Genomic DNA, 23232 nt, shown 5'->3' on the forward strand with positions numbered 1-23232 from the left:
TTTTCCGCTTTGCATGATGAACGTCGCCGTTATTGGCTCGGGTACGATGGGCAATGGTATTGCTCACGTATTTGCCCAGCATGGTTTTGCCGTGGCCCTCATTGATATCAATCAGCCGGCCCTGGATAAGGCGCTCGGCACGATTGGCAAAAACCTCGACCGGCAGGTAGCCAAGGGTAGCCTCTCGGAAGAGGAGAAAACGGCCACCCTCGGCCGCATCACTTCCTATACCAGCATTGCCGAAGGTGTGCGCGGAGTAGCGCTGGTGGTGGAAGCTGCCACCGAAAACGTGGAGCTGAAGCTGCAAATTTTCCGCGACCTGGACCAGCACGCGCCCCAGGAGGCTATTCTGGCTTCTAACACGTCGTCGATTTCGATTACCAAGATTGCCGCCGTCACCAAGCGCGCCGATAAAGTCATCGGCATGCACTTCATGAATCCGGTGCCGGTGATGAAGCTGGTGGAGGTAATCAGGGGCTACGCTACTTCCGACGCGGTAACGACTCGCATCATGGAGATTTCGCGGCAGCTGGGCAAAACCCCGACGGAAGTAAATGACTACCCCGGCTTTGTGGCCAACCGCATCCTGATGCCGATGATAAACGAGGCCATCATCACCCTGTTTGAGGGCGTGGCTGGCGTCGAGGAAATCGACACCGTCATGAAACTGGGCATGGCCCACCCGATGGGGCCGCTACAGCTTGCCGATTTTATCGGGCTCGACGTGTGCCTGGCCATCCTGCGGGTGCTGCACGAAGGCTTGGGCAACCCCAAATACGCGCCTTGCCCACTATTGGTAAATATGGTAATGGCTGGCCGCCTGGGCGTCAAGTCCGGCGAGGGCTTCTACTCCTGGGGCCACGGCACCAAGGAGCTGGTCATAGCCGAGCGGTTCAAGAAATAAGCATGCCGTAGCGCCAACTTTGTAGTTCGCGTAGCCCGCGCCAGTTGAATCGTTTTCCTACGCTAACTACAGCCAACGAGCGGTTTCATTGTCCTTTGCGCTACTAATAAAAGTCCTTCCCGAGTACTCGGGAAGGACTTTTGTGTTTGCATAAGTCCCTGGTGCCCAATCAGGAAGCACATGTATAGTACAGGAAGCGCCTCCCGAGTAGAAGCAGAGCATTTGCGGTGTTTATAGGGCGCTACCTGAAACCTTCGGGGCCGGAATACGCTTATATAATTTCTGTTTTTACGTAGACTTTTGCTATAACCTGATGGAACAAGCCACATTTGGCGGCGGGTGCTTTTGGTGCACCGAAGCCGTATTTCAAAATCTGAACGGAGTGCAAAAGGTAGTGTCGGGCTACACCGGCGGGCGCAATGCTAACCCTACCTACAAGGAAGTATGCAGCGGCCTGACGGGCCACAACGAAGTCATCCAGATTACCTTCGATCCGGCCGTGATTAGCTACGAGGAGCTGCTGGAGATATTCTGGAAAACCCACGACCCGACGACCCTCAACCGGCAGGGCAACGATGCTGGTACGCAGTATCGCTCGGGAATTTACTTTCACAGCGAGCAGCAGCAGCAGCTGGCCGAGGGCTATCTGCGCAAGCTAACCGCCGCCAACGCCTTCGACCAGCCCATCACAACCGAAATCGTGCCGCTGAAGGAGTTCTACCCGGCCGAAGCGTACCACCAGAACTACTACAACCTGAACGGCTCGCAGCCTTATTGCCAGTTTGTAGTAAAAAGCAAAGTAGACAAGGTAAAAGCCGTATTTGGCGACAAGCTGAAGAAGCCGGTGGCGTAAGCCTCCCCGCTTTCGGAGACAAAAAAGCCCGCTGCTCAGCGGGCTTTTTTGTCTCTAGCAGAACTGATTGTTACTTCACTAACACTTGCTACACCGCCACGTTATGCTCACGCAGGACGTCGTTGAGCGACGTTTTCAGATCGGTGCTGGGCTTGCGCTGACCGATAATCAGGGCGCAAGGCACGTGGAACTCGCCGGCGGAAAACTGCTTGGCATAGGAGCCGGGAATGACCACCGAGCGGGCCGGCACGAAGCCTTTGTACTCCTTGGGCTCGGAGCCCGTCACGTCGATAATCTTGGTGCTGCCGGTGATGGTGACGCCTGCGCCAATCACGGCTTCCTTGCCCACGTGGCAACCCTCAACCAGAATACTGCGCGAGCCGATGAAAGCCCCATCCTCGATGATAACCGGAGCCGATTGCACGGGCTCCAGCACACCGCCGATGCCCACGCCACCGCTCAGATGCACGCCCGCGCCAATCTGGGCGCAGGAGCCCACCGTGGCCCAGGTATCGACCATCGTGCCCTCGCCTACCCAGGCACCGATGTTCACGTAGCTGGGCATTAGGATAACACCAGAGGCCAGAAATGCGCCGTAGCGGGCCACGGCAGGCGGCACCACGCGCACACCCTGGCTGGCGTAGTCAGTTTTGAGGCGCATTTTGTCGCGGTACTCGAAGGGCTTCAGCTCGATGGTTTCCATCTGCTGAATAGGGAAATAGAGAATAACGGCTTTTTTCACCCAGTCATTCACCTGCCACTGGCCGTCGGCGATGGGCTCGGCTACGCGCAGACGGCCTTTGTCGAGCTCCTCAATTACGGCGTGAATGGCATCGGTGGTAGCAGCTTGCTGGAGCAGGCTGCGGTCGGCCCAGGCGGCCTCTATGATAGCGCGGAAGTCGGTCATGCGGAAGGGTTACAGAAATGAATGCCGCAAAACTAGCACCTTATTGGTGCGAAACAATTGCCCGGCCCCCACGAAAAAGCCGAAACAATTTCGGGAAAACACGGCAGAACTAGCATCTTTGAGGACAACGATGCAGCCCACTACCTTTCTGTTAGCCTCCGTCCTGAAGCCGCTGGACGACACGCGCATGTACGGCAAGTTTGGCCGCACGCTCGTGTCGCGGGCCGGGGAGCGCCACACGGTGCATGTTGCCGGCCGTCAGGCCACCTTGCCTCCCGATGCGCCGCCTGGCCTGCATTTTCACTCGCTGCTGCGGGGCAGCCGCCTGAGCTGGGAGCGGCTCGGCGCGCAAGGGCGCTATTGGCGACTGCTGCAACGCCTGCGGCCCGATATAGTTATCGTGCATGCCCCGGAGCTGCTCCCGCTCACGCTGCTCTGGCAGCTGCTAAACCGCCGACGCGCTTTTCTCTACGACGTGCGGGAAAATTACGCCCTGAATATCCGGACCCAGCAGGTGTACCCTGCCTGGCTACGCGGCCTGCTTGTCGGGGTCGTACGCGGCTTAGAAACGGTAGCCGCACGGCGGGCGGCGGGCATTTTGCTGGCCGAGCACAGCTACGCCGATGAGCTGCCTTTCGCCGAATCCTCCCGCACGGTGGTTCTGGAAAATAAATTTCAGCCCGAACCCGGTCAGTTACTTGCTGCCGCAGCCCATGCGCTGCCCCCGCGCCACGCCCCACTGCACCTACTGTATTCGGGGACTATTTCGGCGCTGAACGGCGTTTTCGAGGCCGTTGCGCTTACGCACAAACTACGGCACTTCTGGCCGGCGGCTCACCTCACCATCATTGGTTTCTGCCAGCGCCCCGAGGTGCTGACCAAGCTGCGCACAACGGTAGCAGCCAGTCCGGAAACCGTCACGCTTGTGGGGGGCGACACGCTGGTGCCTCATGCCCAAATCGTGGCGGCCATTCGGCGCAGCCACCTGGGCCTGCTGCCCTACCAACGGCACGACAGCACATGGCGCTGCGTGCCCACCAAGCTGTTCGAGTACCTGGCTAATGGCTTGCCGGTGCTGGTGCCCCACAACCCGCGCTGGGCCGCGCTGGTACAGGCCCACGGAGCTGGTTTGGCAGTGTCCTTCCCGGATGAGCCAATGGCTCAGCTGGCCGACCGGCTCACGGCTTGTTTCTATTCCCAAGGCATTCCACAGGATGTTTTTTGGGCATCCGAAGCCACTAAATTATGGGAGCTGCTGGATACTATCCGGTAACTACCGACCTTTGCCCGCCGTTAGCGGGAATGAGTAGCCGATTTTAGTATCTTCGCCTCCTTTTTTTCCGCTCCCAGTTCTGCACATTCCCACAACCCAATATGAGCACATTGCGTCATTCCGAAATTGCCGGCGTCGGCCACTACGTCCCCGACCGCGTCGTTACTAACGCCGACATTACCGAACTCATGGAAACCACCGACGAGTGGATTCAGGAGCGCACCGGCATCCGGGAGCGGCGCTGGTTCGAGGAAGGTAAAGACACCACGGCTAACATGGGAGCTAACGCGGCCCGTAAGGCCCTGGAAATGGCCGGCCTGCAGCCCGACGACGTGCAGATGATTGTGTTTGCCACGCTTTCTCCCGACTATTTTTTCCCCGGCTCGGGCGTGCTCTTGCAGCGCGAGCTGGGCATCAAGGCTCCTATTCCGGCCTTCGATGTGCGCAACCAGTGCTCGGGCTTCGTGTACGCTCTAAGCATGGCCGATCAGTTTGTGAAAACCGGCATGTATGATACCGTACTGGTGGTGGGCTCCGAAATTCATTCTTCGGGCCTCGATATCACCACCCGCGGCAGGGGGGTATCGGTTATTTTCGGCGACGGCGCCGGGGCCGTGGTGCTGCGCCCCAGCACCCGCGAGGGTCATGGCATTTTGAGCACGCACCTGCACTCGCAGGGCGAGCACGCCGAGGAGCTCATCGTGCGGGAGCCCGGCTCGAACCGCAACAAGCGCGTGGAATACGTGGTAGCCAACGAGCTGGAAATGTACCCCTACATGAATGGACAGAATGTGTTTAAGCACGCCGTGGTCCGCTTCCCGCAGGTCATCAAGGAAGCTCTCGACCACAATGGCTTCCAACCCGCTGATATCGATATGCTGATTCCGCACCAGGCCAATCTGCGCATCACGCAGTATGTGCAGCAGAAAATGCAGCTGCCCGACGAGAAGATATACAGCAATATTCAGCGCTATGGCAACACTACGGCCGCCTCGGTACCTATTGCTTTGAGCGAAGCCGTGGCGGAAGGTAAAATCAAGCGGGGCGACCTGGTGTGTCTGGCCGCTTTTGGCAGTGGCTTCACCTGGGCCTCGGCCCTGATTAAGTGGTAATATCCCGACCCGGCGGCCGGCGCTGATGGAGCAGAGTGGCCGCAAGTTTCTACTTGCACGAGGTGGCAGACCAGCAGCGTCGGCCACCTCGTTTTTTGTGCCATGCGTCCCGACTGGCTCAAGTAATCAAACTTGAAGGCAGAATACATAATTTTGACTTTCAAAGTCTCCCATCTTGCCTAGCTACACCGAGGAAAATTACTTAAAGGCCATCTTCAAGCTGGCCGAAGCCGAGCCGGGCACCGACGTCAGCACCAACAGCATTGCTGAGGTGCTGCACACCCGGGCCGCTTCCGTGACCGATATGCTGCGGCGGTTGGGCGAGAAAGGCCTGCTCAACTATACCCGCTACCGCGGCGTGTCGCTCACGCCCGAAGGCCGGCGGCTGGCGCTGCTCACCATTCGTAAGCACCGGCTCTGGGAGGTATTCCTGGTCCAGAAGCTGGGTTTCAACTGGGATGAGGTGCACGAGGTGGCCGAGGAAATGGAGCATATTCAGTCGCCGCTGCTGGTACGCCGCCTCGATGAGTTCCTGGGCTTTCCGCAAACCGACCCCCACGGCGACCCTATCCCGACCGAGGAAGGCGCTATCCGGCGCCCCCAGAACCGGCTTGTCGCCGACCTCGCACCCGGTGCCGACGGCACTTTGGTAGCCGTCAAGAATACCTCGGCGGCCTTCCTGCAATACCTCGACAAAGTGGGGCTGTGCCTGGGTGCCTATATTGAAGTACTGGATAAGGTTCCTTTTGACAATTCCCTGGAAATCATAATCAACCGCAAGAAAACTACCCTGATTTCGGCCGAAGTAAGCCGCAATCTGTTTATCACCGGTTAGCCGTTTGTGAGCCGGGTTGGCCGCTGCTCTGTTGGGCTGTGGGCCGGTTACGTACCTTTAGGCTTTCCCTTATCCGGCTTTCCCGCTTCCCGTGGCCCTTCCGCTTCCTCCCGCTCTTTCCGACACCATCATTGCCCTCTCTACGCCGCCCGGAGCAGGAGCCATAGCCATGCTCCGCCTTTCCGGACCCGCCGCTGTTGCCCTGACCGATGCAGTCTTTGCCGGCAAGCGTCTGCGCGAGCAGGCCAGCCATACGCTCCACTTTGGTACCATCCGCGACGGGGCCCGCATTCTGGATGAGGTGGTGGTGTCGCTGTTTCGGGGGCCTCATTCCTACACTCGCGAGGATGTGGTGGAAATCAGCTGCCACGGCTCCGACTATATCGTGGCGCAGATTCTGGGGCTGCTGGTTCGCAACGGGGCCCGCCTGGCTGAAGCCGGCGAGTTTACCAAGCGCGCTTTTCTGCACGGAGCATTCGACCTGGCTCAGGCCGAGGCCGTAGCCGACCTCATTGCCGCCGACTCGGCCCTCTCGCACCAAGTGGCCCTGCAGCAGATGCGCGGCGGCTTTTCCCAGGAGCTGCGCGAGCTGCGAGGGCGGCTGGTAAAGTTCGCGGCGCTACTGGAGCTGGAGCTGGACTTCGGGGAGGAAGATGTGGAATTTGCCGACCGCACGGGACTGGTAGCATTGCTACAGCAGGTGCAAACACTGGTGCGGCGTCTGTTGCGCTCGTTCGAGTTGGGCAACGTCATCAAGAACGGCGTTACCACCGTTATTGCCGGCCGGCCCAACGCGGGCAAATCTACGCTGCTCAATGCCCTGCTCAATGAGGAGCGCGCCATCGTTTCGGCCGTGGCGGGCACCACCCGCGACCTGATTGAAGATGAGGTAAGTATTGAAGGTATTCGGTTCCGGTTCGTAGACACGGCCGGCTTGCGCGAGACGGCCGACGTAGTAGAATCTATCGGCGTAGAGCGCACCAAAAAGCGTGTCCTACAGGCTGCGTTACTTCTCTATCTATTTGATATTACGACCACAACCCCAGCAGACCTTGAAGCTGAAATTGAGGCCGTAAATCCTGGGCGAACCATTCCGGTGCTGGCCGTAGGCAACAAGCTGGACGTAGCATCTGACCCGGAAATCGCCGCCTTCCACAACCACCCCGACACGCTGCTGATTGCCGCCGCCCGTGGCGACGGCCTCGACGAATTACAGGCCGCCCTGCTGGACCGAGTGCGTGGCGAAGGACTGGACCGCATCGGTCACAGCACAATTGTCACCAACCTGCGCCACGCCCGCAGCCTCGAACAAACCAATCAGGCGCTCGATGCCGTGCTGCTGGGAATCGAAGCGGGCAGCGGCACCGAGCTGCTGGCCGCCGACCTGCGGCAGGCGCTGGCGGCGCTGGGCGAAATAACGGGTGAAATCTCCTCCGATGATTTGCTGACCAGCATTTTCACCCAATTCTGCATCGGCAAATAAGCGTTAGCTTACCGATGCTGCTCATAGGCGTTCGGGGGCAAGAGCTGGCGAAGCGCTTGCAGGTCGGCCGCACTCAAGGGCAAGCGTCGTGCGGCCTGTAGCGCGGCGCTTAGCTGTACTGCGGTGCGAATACCGACTACTGCTGACGCTACCACCGGCTCGCGCAGCACAAAATCAACGGCCACTTCTGCCGGGCTACGGGAGGTACCAGCTACTTCTACTACCAAAGCAGCCGCCTGCCGAACCTGCGCTTCCGAGTAGTTGAGGTATTCTTTAGCCGGCTTGCCCGCCAGCAAGCCCTGCGCATAGCTGCCCCGCGCCAATACGCTGATCCGATGCTCGTGCAGCAGTGCCAGGCAGCTTTCCTCCGGCCGCCGGTCTAGCAGACTGTACTGCATCATCACGGTGGCCATGTGGGAGCGGCGCACATACTCCCGAATGACGCTAGGCCGGATAGATGAAATTCCATACTGCCGGATTTTGCCCTGTTCCACCAGCCGCTCAAAGGCCTCAATGGCTTCATCCAGTGGGTCGTCGAGCGTCCCGCCATGTAGCTGGTACAGGTCGATATAGTCGGTCTGGAGCCGGCGCAGGCTGTGGTCCACGGCCTGCAACAGGTACCCCTTGCTAGGGTTCCAGTCCCAGCCGCTCCCATCAGGCCGCCACTGATTCCCTACTTTGGTGGCCAGTACCACCTGCTGGCGCATCCCTTTGAAAGCCTTGCCGACTAGTGCTTCATTTTCGCCGTGCTGGTATAAGTCAGCCGTATCAAACAGCGTGATGCCCGCTTCCAAGGCGCGGTGCAAAAGCGCGGTAGCCGCCGCCGGGTCGCGGCCCAACGACATGCAGCCAAAACCGACTTCACTGACGCGCACCGCTGATTTGCCCAACAGATTGTACTTCATGCCGTATAGGTTAGTATCTGATTAACAGGAAAAGTAGGGTTTCCTATGCTACTGACTTCGCGCTCCTTGGAGCAAGCCGCTGGTAGCGTCGCCGCCTACGAAACGAAACGGGACCAAAACTGGCCCGGTAACTTTTCCTCGATATTAGAAACTAACCCATCTAGGGCGTAATTTGCGCGGCGGCCCATGCTGAGCCGCCTTGTTTCCAAACAACATTCTGGGGCAAGCTGTAGTGTAGTGTTTCTCTCCCACACTTTCCGGCCTGCCGGTTATTCTTTAGTTTCGCCCCGCAACCACCTCTCTAACCCAGTCCTATGGCAGAGTCTGCTGAACTGATCCTCGACGGCAAGTCCTACTCCTTCCCCGTTACTGAGGGCACCGAACACGAAAAGGCAATTGATATTGCCAAGCTACGTGACCAGACCGGTTACATCACTATCGATTCGGGCTACAAAAACACGGGAGCCACGAAAAGCGCCATTACTTTCCTCGATGGTGAGGAAGGTATTCTGCGCTACCGTGGCTATCCTATTGAGCAGTTGGCCGAGCAGTCCAGCTTCCTTGAAGTGGCCTACTTGCTGATTTATGGCGCGCTGCCCACCCAAGCTGAGCTTGACGACTTTCAGCATCAGATTACCAAGCATACGCTGGTGCACGAAGATGTGCGCAAGATTTTCGACGGCTTCCCCTCGGCGGCCCATCCGATGGCTATCCTGAGCAGCCTTATTTGCTCGCTCACGGCTTTCTATCCTGAAAGCGTAGCCCCCGACCTGAGCAAGGAAGAAATTGACCTGAACGTAATCCGTTTGATGGCCAAGATTTCTACCATTGCGGCCTGGACGTACAAGAACAATATGGGTCATCCGCTGAATTATCCGCGCAATGACCTCGACTATTGCTCCAATTTCCTGTATATGATGTTCAGCTTCCCCACGGAGAAGTATGAAATCAATCCGGTAGTAGTTAGCGCCCTCAACAAGCTGCTCATCCTGCACGCCGACCACGAGCAGAACTGCTCTACCTCGACGGTGCGTTTAGTCGGCTCGGCCAATGCGTCCCTGTATGGCTCCGTTTCGGCCGGTATCAACGCGCTGTGGGGCCCACTGCACGGCGGCGCCAACCAGGAAGTGGTAGAAATGCTCGAATCGATTCAGCGCGACGGTGGCGACACCAAGAAGTGGATTGACAAGGCTAAAGATTCCAACGACTCATTCCGTTTGATGGGCTTCGGCCACCGGGTGTATAAAAACTTTGACCCGCGCGCGACGATCATCAAAAAAGCCGCTGATGAGGTGTTGAAGGCTTTGGGACTGGAAGAAAGTCCGTTGCTGAAAATTGCGCAGGAGCTGGAGCAAGCCGCCCTCACCGATGAGTACTTCGTGAAGCGTAAGCTGTATCCGAACGTTGACTTCTACTCGGGCATCATCTACCGGGCCATCGGCATCCCAACCGAGATGTTCACGGTGATGTTTGCCCTGGGTCGCCTGCCCGGCTGGATTGCCCAGTGGAAAGAGATGCGCGAAAACAAGGAGCCTATCGGCCGTCCCCGGCAGATATATACCGGCGAGCTGGAGCGCGACTACGTTGGCATACAGCAGCGCTAGTAGCGCAAGAACCCCACAAAAAAAAGACCCGCTGGCCAGCGGGTCTTTTTTTTGTGGGGTTCTTGCGGGAACATGGAGCACTTACCGGCCATTGAAAGCCGTCACATTCAGCTTGGACTGAGTGTAGGCAGCCATTTGCCGGGGCCACAGAATAGAGGCCAGATCCCACTCGTAGCGAGCCTGGGCCTGGGCCATTTGCTCGTCCAGAGCGGCCGTGCCAGTGAAGCGGGCTTTGAGGTCGGCCACTTCGCTCAGCATACGCATATTGAGCTGCTTGACCTTCAGATATTGTCCCTCATCCAGGCGCGTCGTTTCCGACATGCGCCGCGTTAGAGCAGTGGCGCGGCCTTTTAATGATGGTTCGTCGCCATGGCCTGCTTCCGCTAATAGAGGAGCTACAAAACCCGCGAGCAGCAAAGCAAAAAAGTAAAGCTTTTTCATAACGGTGAGGATGGTTGAGGAGGTGGGAATGAGGTTACTGAAAGCAGTTCCTAATAGCCTGACTGACAAACGATATGGAATATGCTGACTAGTACATAAATATACTCTTTATATTAAATAAAAACAATAAAATATCAATATTGTCTTGTAGTTATACATAGGCCAGTAAATGTGTATTCCTACTTAATATGGTGGAGCATTCACTAGTTGCTCTCTGGCACAGCAACTACGGGAGTGTATCCTGACCATAAAAAAAGCCTGCGTTCAGCAGGCTTTTTTTATGATAGTAAGCTAGCGCGAACCACCCAGCGCCGTCATGCTGGTGCGGGACTGCTGGTAGACGGCAAACTGCGCGGGCCGTAGCAAGGAAGCCAGTTCCATTTCGTAGCGCGTCTGCGCGGTAGCCAACTGCTGGTCCAGCACAGCGGGGTCGGCGGCGAAGCGGGTCTTTAGGTCGTCCAGCTCTGTCAGCATACGCAGGTTGAGCTGCTTTACTTTCAGATACTGTCCTTCGTCCAGATGTGCCTTGCCGGCCATCGTACGAGTCAGGGTGGTAGCCCGGGCCTGGATGGCCGAAGGGCCATCGGTGTCGTTGGCTGCCAGAGCTACACTTTGTGCGCTTAGAGCCAGTAAAGCGAGAAAATAGACTTTTTTCATTTTCGTAACGGTGAAGGAGGTAAGGAGTAAGTGCGTAGGCAAAGCATCCTTTCCATTCATGAGGTGAAATGAATAAAACAGCTGAATTACTCATCCCACACAGTTTCCTGGAAGGATGATCAAACATAACCTATATTATTTAATAATACAATGATTTTTTATAACTATTTTATTCAAATGCTTTTATGACAACCGACTATTCCTCTGGTTATCAGACTCCTAATAATGCAATGAAAAAGATATACTACAATAGAAAAAGCCTGGCAGAATATCTGCCAGGCTTAGCCATGCTGACGCAATGCGTAGGAGTTAGAGAATCTTCAGCTCTATGCGCCTGTTTTGCTGGCGGTGCGCATCCGAGTCATTGGCTGCTAAAGGCTTGGTTTCCCCGTAGCCCTTGTAGCGCAGTCGGGAAGCCTTCACGCCGTGCTCCACCAAATAGCTGTACACAGCCCGGGCGCGGTTCTGTGAAAGCGTAATGTTGTCCGTATCGGCTCCTACGTCATCCGTGTGGCCCGATACTTCTACCTGTACTTCCTGATACTGCCGCATAAACTGAATCAAGCGGTTCAGCTCGGTGCGGGAAGTAGGCTTAAGGTCAAACTGATTGGTGTCGAAAAAAAGATTATTGAGCACAATACTCCGGCCCGACCGCAGCGGCTCCAGATAAATATCCAGCGTGAGCGGGTCGAAGGCGTGCTTGTCGGAGTAATCGAAGCTCAGGCTTTTCATCAGGTACTTATCGGCCGCAGCGTACATGGCATACTGCCGCCCTTCGTTCAGCACCACCGTGTAGTCGCCATTCTCCGAATCGGAGGTGACGTATTGCGTTAGCTCATCGGTAAGCAGATCATACAGCTGCACATCGGCCTTTATCGGTTTTTTGGTAATAGCATCGAATACCCGGCCCTGGGTATAGGTGCTGGTTTCACGGGCCTGCACGGGTTTTGGCACCTCAAAGGCGAAGAGCTCTACGGGCCGGTCGCGCTCGGCTTTCACCCCCGCTTCGGGGGCACGCGAGCGGGAGCAGAAGCCGCGCCGGTTGTCGGAAGAAATGAACAGCGAAGCCTCATTCTCGAACGTGTTCAGCGGATAGCCCAGGTTTTGGGGCTCACTCCATCGGCTGGCGGCTTGCAGCTCGCAGCGGTACACATCCAGCCCGCCCATGCCTACAAGCCCATCGGTGACGTAGTAGAGGGTGGTGCCGCTGGCGTGAATGAACGGCGCCATGTCTTTGCCAGGCGTGTTCACGGGCTCGCCCAGGTTCCGGGCTATACTCCAGGTGCCGTCCTCCTGTAGTGTCGTCACATACAGGTCTTCCTGGCCTTTGCCGCCACGGCGGGTAGAAGTAAAATACAGCGTCCGGCCATCAGCCGACAGCGTTGGCTGCGAGTCCCATTCCACCGAGTTAACGTTGCGACCCAAATTGAGAGGCTTACTCCAAGTGTTGCCCGTGCGCCGCGAGATGTAGAGGTCACAGTTGCCAACGGCATTGGGCCGGTCGCAGGAGGCAAAAACGAGGGTTTTGCCGTCACCCGAAATGGTACCGGCTCCTTCGTTGTACGATGTATTGATGGCAGCTGAAATGGGGGCCGGCGTTCCCAGCGACCCATCTTTGTTCTGTTTGGCGATGAACAGGTTTTCGTCGCTTTGCACCGTCGGGCGGGCCGTGTAGAGCAAAAACCGATTGTCGGCCGTCAGAGCCGGAAAATATTGGTAGCGAAAGGTATTGATTGGCTCCGCGAGCCGCGTCGGCGTGATGCCAACGGGGGCCGCCATAGCTTTGAGCGCAAACTCACAGTTGAGCAGCTGCCGCTGGGCTCGAAATACAAACCGCTGTCCCTTCGGAGCCGTCTTGACGAAGCGCTTATAATTCTCAGCGGCGGTGGTGTATTCCCCAAAACTCATGGCCAGATCGGCCAGCGCGTAGTAATCCAGGGCCCGGGCCGGGTCGAGAGCGAGTTTGGTCAGACCGTCGCGGTAGGCTTCGAATGCTCCCCGATTTTCGCCCATTGCTTTCAGCAGCGAGCCCTTCATCACATACGGCTCGCCCAACGACGGGAACTTTTGATTCAGCGAAGTCAGGGTTTCAATGGCCTTGTCGAACTGCCGGTCCCGGGCCTGCGCCTGCGCCTTGTCGTAGAGATTTTTAGCCTTGGTATTGGAGCTAGCCAGCTTGCTTTGCGCTACGGCCCGCTCTGGCAGTAGAATACCGATACCAAATAGCAGCAAAAGGGGAAGTTGTAGCAGACAGCGCATAGGGCAGGAAGCTACGGAATATCAAGGTATTTGTGCGTTTGTAAGGAGACTTGCCAGCGCGGATGTTGCTTCACATAATCTACTATCAGCGGCGTCATTTGGGCCGCTTTGCTCCACTCGGGCTGTAGGTAGAGACGCGTGTGTTCCCCCACCAGGGCGGCATGCTGCTCGGCCCAGGTAAAGTCGCTCTTGTTGAAGACTATTATTTTCAACTCATGCGCCTGCTGCAATACCGATGGCAACGGCGCCTTAAATTTCTTGGGCGACACGCAGATCCAGTCCCATTGCCCACTGAGCGGGTAGGCACCCGAGGTTTCAATCCAGTTGCGACAACCGGCTTCGTGCAGGGCAGCCGTTAGCTGCGTCAGGTCATGCATCAGCGGCTCGCCCCCGGTGATGACCACATTGCGGCCCGGATATGCCGTAACGGCCGCTACCATATCGGCAATGGTGACACGCGGATGAGCATCTACGTCCCAGGACTCTTTTACGTCGCACCACACGCAGCCCACGTCGCAGCCGCCGAGGCGCAGGAAGTAGGCGGCGCGGCCCGTATTATAGCCTTCACCCTGAATGGTGTAAAACTGCTCCATCAGGGGCAGGGCGGCCACCGCCGACCCGGAGGCCAAGGGTGCCGACGTAATAGGAAGTACGTGCAGCAAAACGAAAGAAAAACAAGTAAGTCCGGCTGCCGCCCAAGGCTTCCCGGCATTTTGCAATGCCGGCCCTGTGCCGCAACCGGACCTCAAAAGTACTATAACCGCCTGTATTTCGAAAGGTTGCGGTCCGAATTAAATACGGCTTAGCGCGGATATACCTCCCCCTTGGCTGCCCGTAACGTATTGAGCAGCAGCATAGCAATGGTCATAGGACCCACGCCACCGGGTACGGGAGTGATGTAGCTGGCCTTCGGAGCCACTTCCTCGAAATTAACATCCCCTTTCAGGGCCCAACCGGCCTTTTTAGTAGCATCTTCCACGCGAGTGGTACCCACATCAATAACCACAGCACCAGGTCGAACCATATCGGCTGTCACGAAGCCCGGTCGCCCCAGCGCGGCGACCAGAATATCGGCGGTACGGGTTATTTCGGCCAGGTTCCGGGTGCGCGAATGGCATAAAGTCACGGTGCAGTTACCAGGCTCCAAGTTCTTGGCCAACAGAATACTAACCGGCGTACCCACAATGTTGCTACGACCGATAACCACGCAATGCTTCCCATCGGTCACCAGCCCGTAGCGGCGCAGCAGCTCTACTATGCCCGAAGGCGTAGCGGGCAGCAGCGCCGGCAACCCGGCCACCATTCGCCCAATATTCATCGGGTGAAACCCATCCACATCCTTCTCCGGCCGAATAGTCTCAATCACCTTTTCCGAGGAAATATGCTTGGGCAAAGGCAACTGCACGATGAAGCCGTCGATGTCGGCGTCCTGGTTCAGCTCCTCTACTTTGGCCAGCAGCTCGGCTTCGGTGATGTCGTCCTCATAGCGCAGCAGGGTACTATCGAAGCCCACTCGCTCGCAGGCCAGCACTTTGTTGCGTACATAGGTTTCGGAGCCCCCGTCGTGCCCAACCAGAATGGCGGCCAAGTGCGGGGTTTTCTGGCCAGCCGCCTTACGCTGAGCTACTTCAGCGGCAATTTCCACCTTGATGTCTTCGGCAGTCTGCTTGCCGTCGATGAGGCGGTAGGTGGCGGGAGCTTCGGGAGCGGTGGTCATGCTGGGGTTGGGTTGAGTTATACTAGTCCTTGGTCGGGGTTCGGGGTAGCGGGGTGGGTTTCTTCGTGGCGGGCAATGGCGGCGGCACCTTCGGTTAGGATGGCCTGCTCCATTTGGGGCCAATCGTCCCGCCACCGGAACTTACGCTCTTGTCCTTTGCGGATTTTTTCTAACTGTGCTTCGCTCGTACAGTTCTTGGTGAGGCTAGTAGACATCTATTAGGGGGTAATCATACAACGCCTTTGCAAGAATGGTATGAGGTGAAAAATGAGGTACAGTCACGCGCAAAAAAAACGCGGCTCGGGGGCCGCGCTTAGTAATCAATCGAGTTTGAGGACGGCCAAAAAAGCCTCCTGAGGTATTTCGACGGAACCGACCGAGCGCATGCGCTTCTTGCCTTCCTTCTGCTTTTCGAGCAGCTTGCGCTTGCGCGAAATATCGCCGCCGTAGCACTTGGCAATAACGTTTTTGCGCAAGGCCTTCACGGTTTCACGAGCAATAATCTTCTGCCCGATCGAGGCCTGGATGGCAATGTCGAACATCTGGCGCGGGAGCAGCTCACGCAACTTTTCGCAGATTCGCTTACCCCAGTCGTAGCTCTTGGAGCGGTGTACAATGGCCGACAAGGCATCCACCTTCTCGCCGTTGAGCATGATATCGAGCTTCACCATATCCGACTCGCGGAAGCCGATCAGCTCGTAGTCGAGCGAGGCGTAGCCGCGCGAAATGGTCTTGAGCTTATCGAAGAAGTCGAACACGATTTCTCCCAGCGGCAACTCAAAGTTCATCTCCACCCGCTCCGACGTGAGGTAGCTCTGGCCCTTGATGATGCCGCGCTTCTCCATGCACAGCGTGATGATGGCACCCACGTACTCCGAAGCCGTGATGATCTGAGCTTTGATATAGGGCTCCTCGATGTATTTAATCAGGTTCGGCTCCGGCATTTCGGAGGGCGCGTTGATGGTCAGCAGCTGGTCTTTGGTGCCCGTGGCGTGAAACTGCACCGAAGGCACGGTGGTAATGACCGTCATATTGAACTCGCGCTCCAGGCGCTCCTGCACAATTTCCATGTGCAACATGCCCAGAAAGCCGCAACGGAAGCCGAAGCCCAGGGCTACCGACGTCTCGGGCTCCCACACCAGGGAAGCGTCGTTGAGCTGCAGCTTCTCCATGCTGGAGCGCAACTCCTCGTACTCGGTGGTATCGACGGGATAGATGCCAGCAAATACCATCGGTTTCACGTCGGCAAAGCCCTGAATGGCTTCGGCCGTGGGCCGGGCAGTATGCGTAATCGTGTCGCCGACCTTCACTTCGCGGGCTTCTTTGATGCCCGAAATCAGGTAGCCCACGTTGCCGGCGCTCATTTCCTGGCGCGGCTCCTGGTTGAGACCCAGAATACCGATTTCGTCGGCACCGTATTCCTTACCGGTAGCCATGAAGCGGAGCTTGTCGCCCTTGCGCATGGTGCCGTTCTTGATACGAAACAGCACTTCGATGCCCCGGTAGGAATTGTATACTGAGTCAAAAATCAGCGCCTGCAACGGCTCGTTCGGGTCGCCTTTGGGGGCCGGAATCCTTTCGCAGATGGCGTTCAGGATGGCCTCGATGCCGATACCGGCCTTGCCCGAAGCGTGAATGATATCCTCGATGTCGCAGCCGATGAGGTCCACGATTTCGTCGGATACTTCCTCCGGCATGGCGTGGGGCAGGTCAATCTTGTTGAGCACCGGAATGATTTCCAGGTCCGAGCCGATGGCCAAGTACAGGTTGGAAATCGTCTGGGCCTCAATACCCTGGGAGGCATCCACAATCAGCAATGCGCCTTCGCAGGCGGCAATAGAGCGGCTGACCTCGTAGCTAAAATCGACGTGGCCGGGGGTATCAATCAGGTTGAGCGTGTAGATTTCCCCTTTGTAGGGGTACTGCATCTGAATGGCGTGGCTCTTAATCGTAATGCCTCGCTCCCGCTCCAGATCCATGTTGTCGAGCAGCTGGGCCTGCATGTCGCGCTTCGAGACAGTGCTGGTAAATTCCAGCAGGCGGTCGGCCAGCGTACTTTTGCCGTGGTCGATGTGCGCGATGATGCAGAAATTGCGGATGTTCTTCACTAGTGGCTTATTTTCTAGATACAAAGGTAGGCAAAACCGCCCGCAAATGCTATTTCGGGCCGCTGTGCCCTTCTACAACAATCAGGACGGTAAGTGTGCAGCCGAACGCTTATTTTTAGCCCCACGCCCTTCTATAGCCCTCGTTTCATGTCTGCTCCCGCCGTTTTCGCTTCGTCCGGCCAATCTGCCAAAACCCATATTACGGCCCTCAACAGCGTGGTACTCTACGTGCTTACCTACCTGCTGATGCAGGGCCTGTACCAGGCAGCAACGGTTGGTATGGCCAAGCGCCTGAGCATTCCCGGGGTGTGGCACGTGAGCAGCATCAAGTTCACCATTACTGACCCGGAATGGTGGCGCACCGGCGTGCTGGCCGTGTATGGCGCGGGGCCAGCGGCCTGCACGATAGTGGGCGTGGTGGCGGGGCTGTGGTTCTGGAAACGGGCGCGGCTAAAGCGGGGCCTGCTCAAACTGTTTTTGCTGTGGGTGGCCTTACACGGCTGCAATCTGGTGCTGGGAGCCATGGTCGGCGACACCTTCACCGAGTCGGGCGCGTGGTACATTCCGAGCTGGCTGTTTTTGGCTGGCAACATCCCCAATATCATCGTGGCAGTGTTCTGCGGGCTGGTGCAGGTGGTTTTTGGCTATTTCGCTTCCATTGGTTTTCTGCAAAGCCACGATTCTATTACGCTGATGCGCTATAGCAACCGCCGGCAGCTGATTGTGGCTGCTATTCTGGTGCCCTGGATAGTCGGCAGCGCAGCAGTAGCCGCCCTGAAATGGCCCGAGCTGAGCCGCAACGAAGAGCTGCATTTTCTGACGATGGGCTTGTTGGTAGTACCAATGGCCGTGCGCAGTGCCAACGAACTATTCGAATTCACCATTCCTGCCCCGCAAAAAACCAAAATAGCCTGGAGCCTGGTACTGGCGGCCGGAGTAGCCGCCGTGGCATGGCGGTTGGTATTGAGTCCGGGCGTCGCCTTCTGATTCCGGATCAGGCGGGTATGCGGCGGGGCTTCCTGCTGGTCATTAGTTGAGGTGTTTGCTCTGCTCGCCGGAGCCGGGACTATACTTTACCCTAGAGACTTGGCCCTGAATTAGGAAGTAGACTTGTTCCCAAATACCCAAACATCCAAAAAACAGAACGTCATGCTCATCTGGCGTCCGTGCAGTCGAAGCATTTCTAATGAAGCAGTAAATCGGATTACCTGCGCGGTAGAGCTGCTTCGACTTTGCGGACGCCAGATGAGCATGACAGCCAAATTCACTTTTTCTGTATTTAACAACAAGTCTCAGCTGCAACGGGGCAACACCGACTAATGGCACTGGCAAGTGTAGCAGTGCGGGTATACAATCGTCGCAAAGGAGCTAAGTAATCGTCTCAATTTGCCGCGCGTCATTGGCCGAAGGCCGGAGAATGCTGTTGTTGGGGGAGTAATCATCTTTTCCCTCGATTTTTTCTCCTATGGGTATCACCCTCGAACAAGCGCAAGCCGCCGTACTGGCCGCCCACAAAAAGGCCCTGGAAATGGGCGTGAAAATGAACATTGCCGTGGTCGATGCCGGGGCAAATCTGGTAGCCTTCGCCCGTATGGACGACGCCTGGCTGGGCTCGCTCGACATTTCCATCAAGAAAGCCAAGACGGCCCGCTTCTTCGACATGCCTACCGGTGCTATTGGGGGGCTTTCGCAGCCTGGCGGCCCGCTCTACCACATCGAGCACTCTAACGGTGGCCTTATCACCTTCCCCGGTGGCATTCCACTCAAGGACGCCAGCGGCAAAGTAATCGGTGCCATTGGCGTGTCGGGCAGCACGGTAGAAGACGACCACGCCGTAGCCGAAGCCGGCGTCGGGGCCGTGAGCAGCCACTAGCCAGCTACCGTTCGGCGCATTTCTTTTTCCATCCACTTTTCATCCCGAATTCTATGACCGGCAACCGCGGCGTAGTGTATCTGAGGCCCGGCAAGGTCGAGGTCCAGAACATAGATTTCCCCGAGCTGAAAAACCCCAAGGGCAAGAAAATCACCCACGGCGTTATTCTCAAGGTGGTTTCGACCAACATCTGCGGCTCCGACCAGCACATGGTGCGCGGCCGGACCACGGCCCCGGCCGGCTTGGTGCTGGGTCATGAAATAACGGGGGAAGTAATTGAGGCTGGCGACGACGTGGAGTTCCTCAAGAAAGGGGACTTGGTATCGGTGCCCTTCAACGTGGCCTGCGGCCGGTGCCGCACCTGCAAGGAAATGAAAACCGGCATCTGCCTCACCGTGAACGAAGGTCGCGCCGGCGGGGCCTATGGCTACGTGGACATGGGCGGCTGGATTGGCGGACAAGCGGAGTACGTGATGGTGCCCTACGCTGATTTCAACCTGCTCCGGTTCCCGAATAAGGACCAGGCCATGGAGAAAATCCGCGACCTGACCATGCTGAGCGACATTTTCCCCACTGGTTTCCACGGGGCCGTGAAGGCCGGCGTGGGCCCCGGCACCACGGTCTACATTGCCGGGGCCGGACCGGTGGGCCTGGCGGCGGCAGCTTCGGCCCAGCTGCTGGGCGCGGCCGTGGTGATTGTGGGCGATATGAACAAGGCCCGGCTGGCCCACGCCCGCTCCTTCGGCTGCGAAACCGTGGACCTGACCCTCGACGCCACCCTGACCGAGCAGATCACCCAGATTCTGGGCGTGCCCGAAATCGACTGCGCCGTCGACTGCGTGGGCTTCGAGGCCAGCGGCCACGGCACCGACTCGAAGAAGGAAGTACCCGCCGCCGTGCTCAACTCCCTCATGGAAATCACCCGCGCCGGCGGCTCCATCGGCATCCCGGGTTTGTACGTAACCGATGACCCCGGCTCGAAAGACGCCGCGGCGCAGAAAGGCAACCTGTCCATTCGCTTCGGGCTGGGCTGGGCCAAGAGCCACTCGTTCCACACCGGCCAGACGCCCGTGATGAGCTATAACCGCCAGCTCATGCAGGCCATTCTATACGACAAGGTGCAGATTGCCAAAGCCGTGAACGTGGAGGTTATCACCCTTGATCAGGCTCCGGAAGGCTATGCCGAATTTGACAGCGGCGTGGCTAAGAAGTTCGTCATCAACCCCCACAACCTGATTCCGGCGTAGCTTCATTTTGAGCTTATGCGGGTTGAAAACAGCCGGACTGCCGCCAGGTGGTCCGGCTGTTTGCGTGTGGGGCATCGGGTTTTCTACTTGTGCCAGCGCCCTACTCCACACTCGTATATAGGTCGGGGCGAGTCGAGTTGAACCAGAGCCTCAGGCTGCTGCCGCCTCGCAAGTCTACCGCCCCAGCAACTACCGAAGACCCCTTGCTATGGCCTGCTGCAAGCAGATTGCGCCCCCTTTTGGCCGGTTTTTTTTGTTGGCAACATGGATTTCCATTAGGCTGCCCGCTTTTATAGCTGTCCGGCCTGCTTTCTGCTGGTGCCTGCGGCGGCTCCTGTACGTCCAATCTGCCTCCGGTAGCGTAGGTACGCTACTTTTGCGACCTCTTCCGCTTCCTCTTAGCCGGCTTCTATGCTTCCTCGCCTGTTGGCTGGTTTGTTTCTGCTGCTTTTCTCGGCTTCCGCTTGGGCCCAAACCGTAGCCGTAACCGGCCAGGTGCTGAACAGCCGCACCAATGAGCCCGTGCCGTTTGCTATTCTCGGGGTCCGGGGCAAAGCCATTGGCACCGCTGCCGATGAGCAAGGCCGCTACCTGTTGCGCCTGCCCCCCGACTTGCGCGATACGCTGGTCGTTTCCTGCGTCGGCTTTGAACCCCGGCTGGTACTGCCTGCTACCCTGGCCGCCGGGCAGCGCGTATTTAAGCTCCAGCCCCAGGAGCAGCTGCTGAAGGAAGTCACCATTCAGCGCCGCAAGGTGAGCTCGGGCCGACTGGGCCGCGCCAAAGAAACATATGACCTGCGCTGGATGGGCGGCAGCAGTGGCAAAGCCACCGTAGACGACGAATGGGGCTGGGAATTAGGAGCCCTGCTGCAGCCCGGGCGTCGCACGTATCTGGAGGAGTTTCACCTGTACCTCGCCGACAATAAGTACGAGCTACTGCGCTTCCGCATCAACCTCTACACGATGAAGAACAACCGCCCCGGCGAGCCCCTACTCACCCAGGATATCCAGCTCATCTGCCCGCCCACCCGCAAAGGCTGGCTCACCGTCGACCTGCGCCCCTACGACGTGGTGCTGGATGGCCAGCCGGTGGTGGCTACCATTCAATGGCTACAAAGTGAAAAGAAGGACCCGGAAGACAAGTACTTTTCCATCCCTGTCACCCGCCAGAAGCAGCTGGGCATGTTCGAGCGGGAAAATGGCCAAGCCGCCTGGAGCCTCCACAATATGCTCCCCAGCCTCTATTTCACTGTGCTGACGGAGCAGAAATAAGGTGCGCCTGCAAGGTCTACATACAGTATTACCTTGCAAACCCCGTGCGTTACCGCACTCTACTATTCACCTTGGCAGAGCATAAGAGGTAAATATTTGCCGTTCAATAGCTTTCGTAGCCAATGACGCCCTGACCAGGACGCCAACCACGGCGAAGACACAAAGGACCGCTACAAATTCCCCTTCGCCGACTTTAAAATCAGGTACTGCGACGGGCTGATTGCCGCCAAGGAACGGGCCGCCCAACAAGGCTACACCGACATCGAAAAAGCCGCCGACCAGCTATTCCAGGCCTTGGAGAAGAAGGCCACCAAGTAATTCAAGCTAGGCTGAAGACGGTGCAAGCAGCGGTCTGCTTGCAAGTGGGTCAGCCCTTTTAAGGCCTTGTCAACGTCAATGTTGCTTCGCCAGCCGCATTGCTTGTAGTACTCCCTAAAAGTTGGACAGTTTGTGGTGGCTATCTTAGTCAACGCCATGAACCCAAAACGTACCCGTCGCCGCTTCACTGCTGAGTTCAAGGCAGAAGTGGCCTTAGCCGCCCTGACGGAGCGGTACCCGCTGGCCGAACTGGCCGCCCGCTACCAGTTATCCGTGGCCCAGATCAGTCGCTGGAAGCTGCAGTTGCGCCAGCAGGCAGCCCAGGTTTTTACCGAAACGGCGGCCGTGCTGCCCGCGCCCCCCGACGTGGAACCGCTCTACGCGGCCATTGGGCGGCTGCAAATGGAAAACCAGCTGCTAAAAAAAAAGGGGCCGCCATGCGCGTAGCCCAGCAACGCACCTTGGTGCAGGCCAGTGGCGAAGGGAGTGTGCAAGCCCGCTGCCAGGCGCTGGGGCTGGCCCGCAGCAGCTACTACTACCAGCCCCGGGGCGAAAGCGCGCTGAATCTGGAACTGATGCGTCTGCTGGACGAGGAATTTACGCGCCACAACTTTAAGGGCGTGCTGGGCCTGCGCGACCACCTGCGCCAGCAGGGCTACGCCGTCAACGCCAAGCGCGTGCGCCGCCTGGTGCGGCTCATGGGCCAGGAGCCGGTGTATCCTAAACCCCGCCTGTCGGTGCCTGGCCAAGGCGTCACGCGCTATCCGTACCTGCTGCGCGAGCGGGTGCTGAGTGCCCCCAATGAGGTCTGGAGTACGGACATCACCTACGTGCCCATGGCCAAAGGCTTTCTCTACCTGGTGGCCGTGCTCGACTGGCATTCACGCTTTGTGCTCAGCTGGGAGCTGAGCAACACGCTCGACGTGGGTTTCTGCCTGCAAGCCTTGCACGGGGCCTTGCAGCAGCAACCGGCCCCGTTTATCTTCAACTCCGACCAGGGCAGCCAGTTCACCAGCCAGCCCTTCCAGCAGGCCCTGCTGGCCGCCGGTTGCCAGATCAGCCACGACGGCCGGGGCCGCGCCACGGACAACGCCTTCATCGAACGCCTCTGGCGCTCGGTCAAATGGGAATGCGTGTACCTGAATCCCGCCACGGATGGCCGCCACCTCTACGAGCAGCTCCAGGCCGACTTCACCTACTACAATCACCATCGCCCCCACCAAGCCCTGAAAGGCCAAACGCCCGCCCAATTCTTCGCCCAAACCCCTACCTTCAACCATGAGCAAATTTGCTTAACAAACCCCGCTTAAACTGTCCAGTTTTTGGGGAGTAGTACAAGTTGAGCAACACGCTCGACGTGGGCTTTTGCCTCACGGCCCTGCACACTGCGCTGGCCACCCAACCCGCCCCGTTCATCTTCAATTCCGACCAGGGCAGCCAGTTCACCAGTCAGCTCTTCGAGCA

At 57.8% G+C, this 23232-nt stretch carries 22 protein-coding genes; 13 read left to right on the forward strand and 9 right to left on the reverse strand.

Annotated features, from left to right (window positions below; translation table 11 throughout):
- Positions 1-13: 13 nt before the first annotated feature.
- Positions 14-904, forward strand: coding sequence for a 3-hydroxybutyryl-CoA dehydrogenase (locus E5J99_RS16285; RefSeq protein WP_135498880.1), 891 nt, complete (start codon positions 14-16; stop codon positions 902-904).
- 313 nt (positions 905-1217) lie between these two features.
- Positions 1218-1757, forward strand: a complete 540-nt coding sequence (msrA, locus tag E5J99_RS16290; protein WP_135498881.1) for a peptide-methionine (S)-S-oxide reductase MsrA — start codon at positions 1218-1220, stop codon at positions 1755-1757.
- An 88-nt stretch (positions 1758-1845) separates the two neighbouring features.
- Here the strand turns inward: msrA and E5J99_RS16295 are convergent, their stop codons facing one another.
- Positions 1846-2664, reverse strand: a complete 819-nt coding sequence (locus tag E5J99_RS16295; protein WP_135498882.1) for a 2,3,4,5-tetrahydropyridine-2,6-dicarboxylate N-succinyltransferase — start codon at positions 2662-2664, stop codon at positions 1846-1848.
- Positions 2665-2794: 130 nt separating this feature from the next.
- Here E5J99_RS16295 and E5J99_RS16300 point away from each other — a divergent pair, with 130 nt between their 5' ends.
- From E5J99_RS16300 to mnmE, 4 genes are all read left to right on the forward strand, one after another.
- Positions 2795-3937: a glycosyltransferase family protein gene (locus tag E5J99_RS16300; RefSeq protein WP_167852185.1), complete on the forward strand. Its 1143-nt coding sequence runs from the start codon at positions 2795-2797 to the stop codon at positions 3935-3937.
- Between the two features lie 101 nt (positions 3938-4038).
- Positions 4039-5049 carry a 3-oxoacyl-ACP synthase III family protein gene (locus tag E5J99_RS16305; RefSeq protein WP_210114464.1) on the forward strand — a complete coding sequence of 337 codons (1011 nt, stop codon included), beginning with the start codon at positions 4039-4041 and terminating at the stop codon, positions 5047-5049.
- Between the two features lie 175 nt (positions 5050-5224).
- The gene (locus tag E5J99_RS16310) at positions 5225-5884 is read left to right on the forward strand and encodes a metal-dependent transcriptional regulator (RefSeq protein ID WP_135498884.1); all 660 of its coding nucleotides are present in this window, start codon (positions 5225-5227) and stop codon (positions 5882-5884) included.
- A 91-nt stretch (positions 5885-5975) separates the two neighbouring features.
- A complete protein-coding gene (gene mnmE, locus E5J99_RS16315) occupies positions 5976-7367 on the forward strand; it encodes a tRNA uridine-5-carboxymethylaminomethyl(34) synthesis GTPase MnmE (protein ID WP_135498885.1) in 1392 nt (463 codons plus the stop codon).
- Between the two features lie 8 nt (positions 7368-7375).
- On the opposite strand, the gene E5J99_RS16320 is transcribed toward mnmE, so the two are convergent.
- Complete coding sequence (locus E5J99_RS16320; RefSeq protein ID WP_135498886.1) at positions 7376-8272, reverse strand: aldo/keto reductase; 897 nt, start codon at positions 8270-8272, stop codon at positions 7376-7378.
- 314 nt (positions 8273-8586) lie between these two features.
- Between E5J99_RS16320 and E5J99_RS16325 the strand changes: the two genes are divergently transcribed.
- Positions 8587-9876, forward strand: a complete 1290-nt coding sequence (locus E5J99_RS16325; RefSeq protein WP_135498887.1) for a citrate synthase — start codon at positions 8587-8589, stop codon at positions 9874-9876.
- 81 nt (positions 9877-9957) lie between these two features.
- On the opposite strand, the gene E5J99_RS16330 is transcribed toward E5J99_RS16325, so the two are convergent.
- The 7 genes from E5J99_RS16330 to lepA form a co-directional block, all read right to left on the reverse strand.
- Positions 9958-10197, reverse strand: coding sequence for a hypothetical protein (locus E5J99_RS16330; RefSeq protein WP_210114465.1), 240 nt, complete (start codon positions 10195-10197; stop codon positions 9958-9960).
- A gap of 411 nt (positions 10198-10608) precedes the next feature.
- Complete coding sequence (locus tag E5J99_RS16335; RefSeq protein ID WP_135498889.1) at positions 10609-10974, reverse strand: hypothetical protein; 366 nt, start codon at positions 10972-10974, stop codon at positions 10609-10611.
- A 309-nt stretch (positions 10975-11283) separates the two neighbouring features.
- Positions 11284-13233, reverse strand: coding sequence for an OmpA family protein (locus tag E5J99_RS16340; protein ID WP_135498890.1), 1950 nt, complete (start codon positions 13231-13233; stop codon positions 11284-11286).
- Positions 13234-13244: 11 nt separating this feature from the next.
- Positions 13245-13895, reverse strand: coding sequence for a 7-carboxy-7-deazaguanine synthase QueE (locus E5J99_RS16345; RefSeq protein ID WP_394345955.1), 651 nt, complete (start codon positions 13893-13895; stop codon positions 13245-13247).
- Positions 13896-14035: 140 nt separating this feature from the next.
- Positions 14036-14950, reverse strand: coding sequence for a bifunctional 5,10-methylenetetrahydrofolate dehydrogenase/5,10-methenyltetrahydrofolate cyclohydrolase (locus tag E5J99_RS16350; protein WP_135498891.1), 915 nt, complete (start codon positions 14948-14950; stop codon positions 14036-14038).
- Between the two features lie 17 nt (positions 14951-14967).
- On the reverse strand, positions 14968-15165 hold the full coding sequence (locus E5J99_RS16355) for a hypothetical protein (RefSeq protein ID WP_135498892.1): 198 nt from the start codon (positions 15163-15165) through the stop codon (positions 14968-14970).
- A gap of 105 nt (positions 15166-15270) precedes the next feature.
- On the reverse strand, positions 15271-17058 hold the full coding sequence (lepA, locus tag E5J99_RS16360; RefSeq protein WP_135498901.1) for a translation elongation factor 4: 1788 nt from the start codon (positions 17056-17058) through the stop codon (positions 15271-15273).
- Between the two features lie 147 nt (positions 17059-17205).
- On the opposite strand from lepA, the gene E5J99_RS16365 reads away from it, so the two are divergent.
- The 6 genes from E5J99_RS16365 (at position 17206) to E5J99_RS16395 (ending at position 23078) form a co-directional block, all read left to right on the forward strand.
- Positions 17206-18045 (forward strand): hypothetical protein, encoded by an 840-nt coding sequence (locus tag E5J99_RS16365; RefSeq protein ID WP_135498893.1) that lies wholly within the window; start codon positions 17206-17208, stop codon positions 18043-18045.
- 478 nt (positions 18046-18523) lie between these two features.
- The gene (locus E5J99_RS16370) at positions 18524-18931 is read left to right on the forward strand and encodes a GlcG/HbpS family heme-binding protein (protein ID WP_135498894.1); all 408 of its coding nucleotides are present in this window, start codon (positions 18524-18526) and stop codon (positions 18929-18931) included.
- A gap of 53 nt (positions 18932-18984) precedes the next feature.
- Positions 18985-20178: a formaldehyde dehydrogenase, glutathione-independent gene (gene fdhA / locus E5J99_RS16375; RefSeq protein WP_135498895.1), complete on the forward strand. Its 1194-nt coding sequence runs from the start codon at positions 18985-18987 to the stop codon at positions 20176-20178.
- A gap of 411 nt (positions 20179-20589) precedes the next feature.
- Positions 20590-21450: a carboxypeptidase-like regulatory domain-containing protein gene (locus E5J99_RS16380; protein WP_135498896.1), complete on the forward strand. Its 861-nt coding sequence runs from the start codon at positions 20590-20592 to the stop codon at positions 21448-21450.
- 474 nt (positions 21451-21924) lie between these two features.
- Positions 21925-22215: a transposase gene (locus tag E5J99_RS16390; RefSeq protein WP_135498897.1), complete on the forward strand. Its 291-nt coding sequence runs from the start codon at positions 21925-21927 to the stop codon at positions 22213-22215.
- A complete protein-coding gene (locus tag E5J99_RS16395; RefSeq protein ID WP_135498898.1) occupies positions 22206-23078 on the forward strand; it encodes an IS3 family transposase in 873 nt (290 codons plus the stop codon). The genes E5J99_RS16390 and E5J99_RS16395 overlap by 10 nt, the downstream gene beginning before the upstream one ends.
- Positions 23079-23232: the final 154 nt, after the last annotated feature.

The organism is Hymenobacter elongatus (assembly GCF_004745955.1).
Classification (GTDB): domain Bacteria; phylum Bacteroidota; class Bacteroidia; order Cytophagales; family Hymenobacteraceae; genus Hymenobacter; species Hymenobacter elongatus.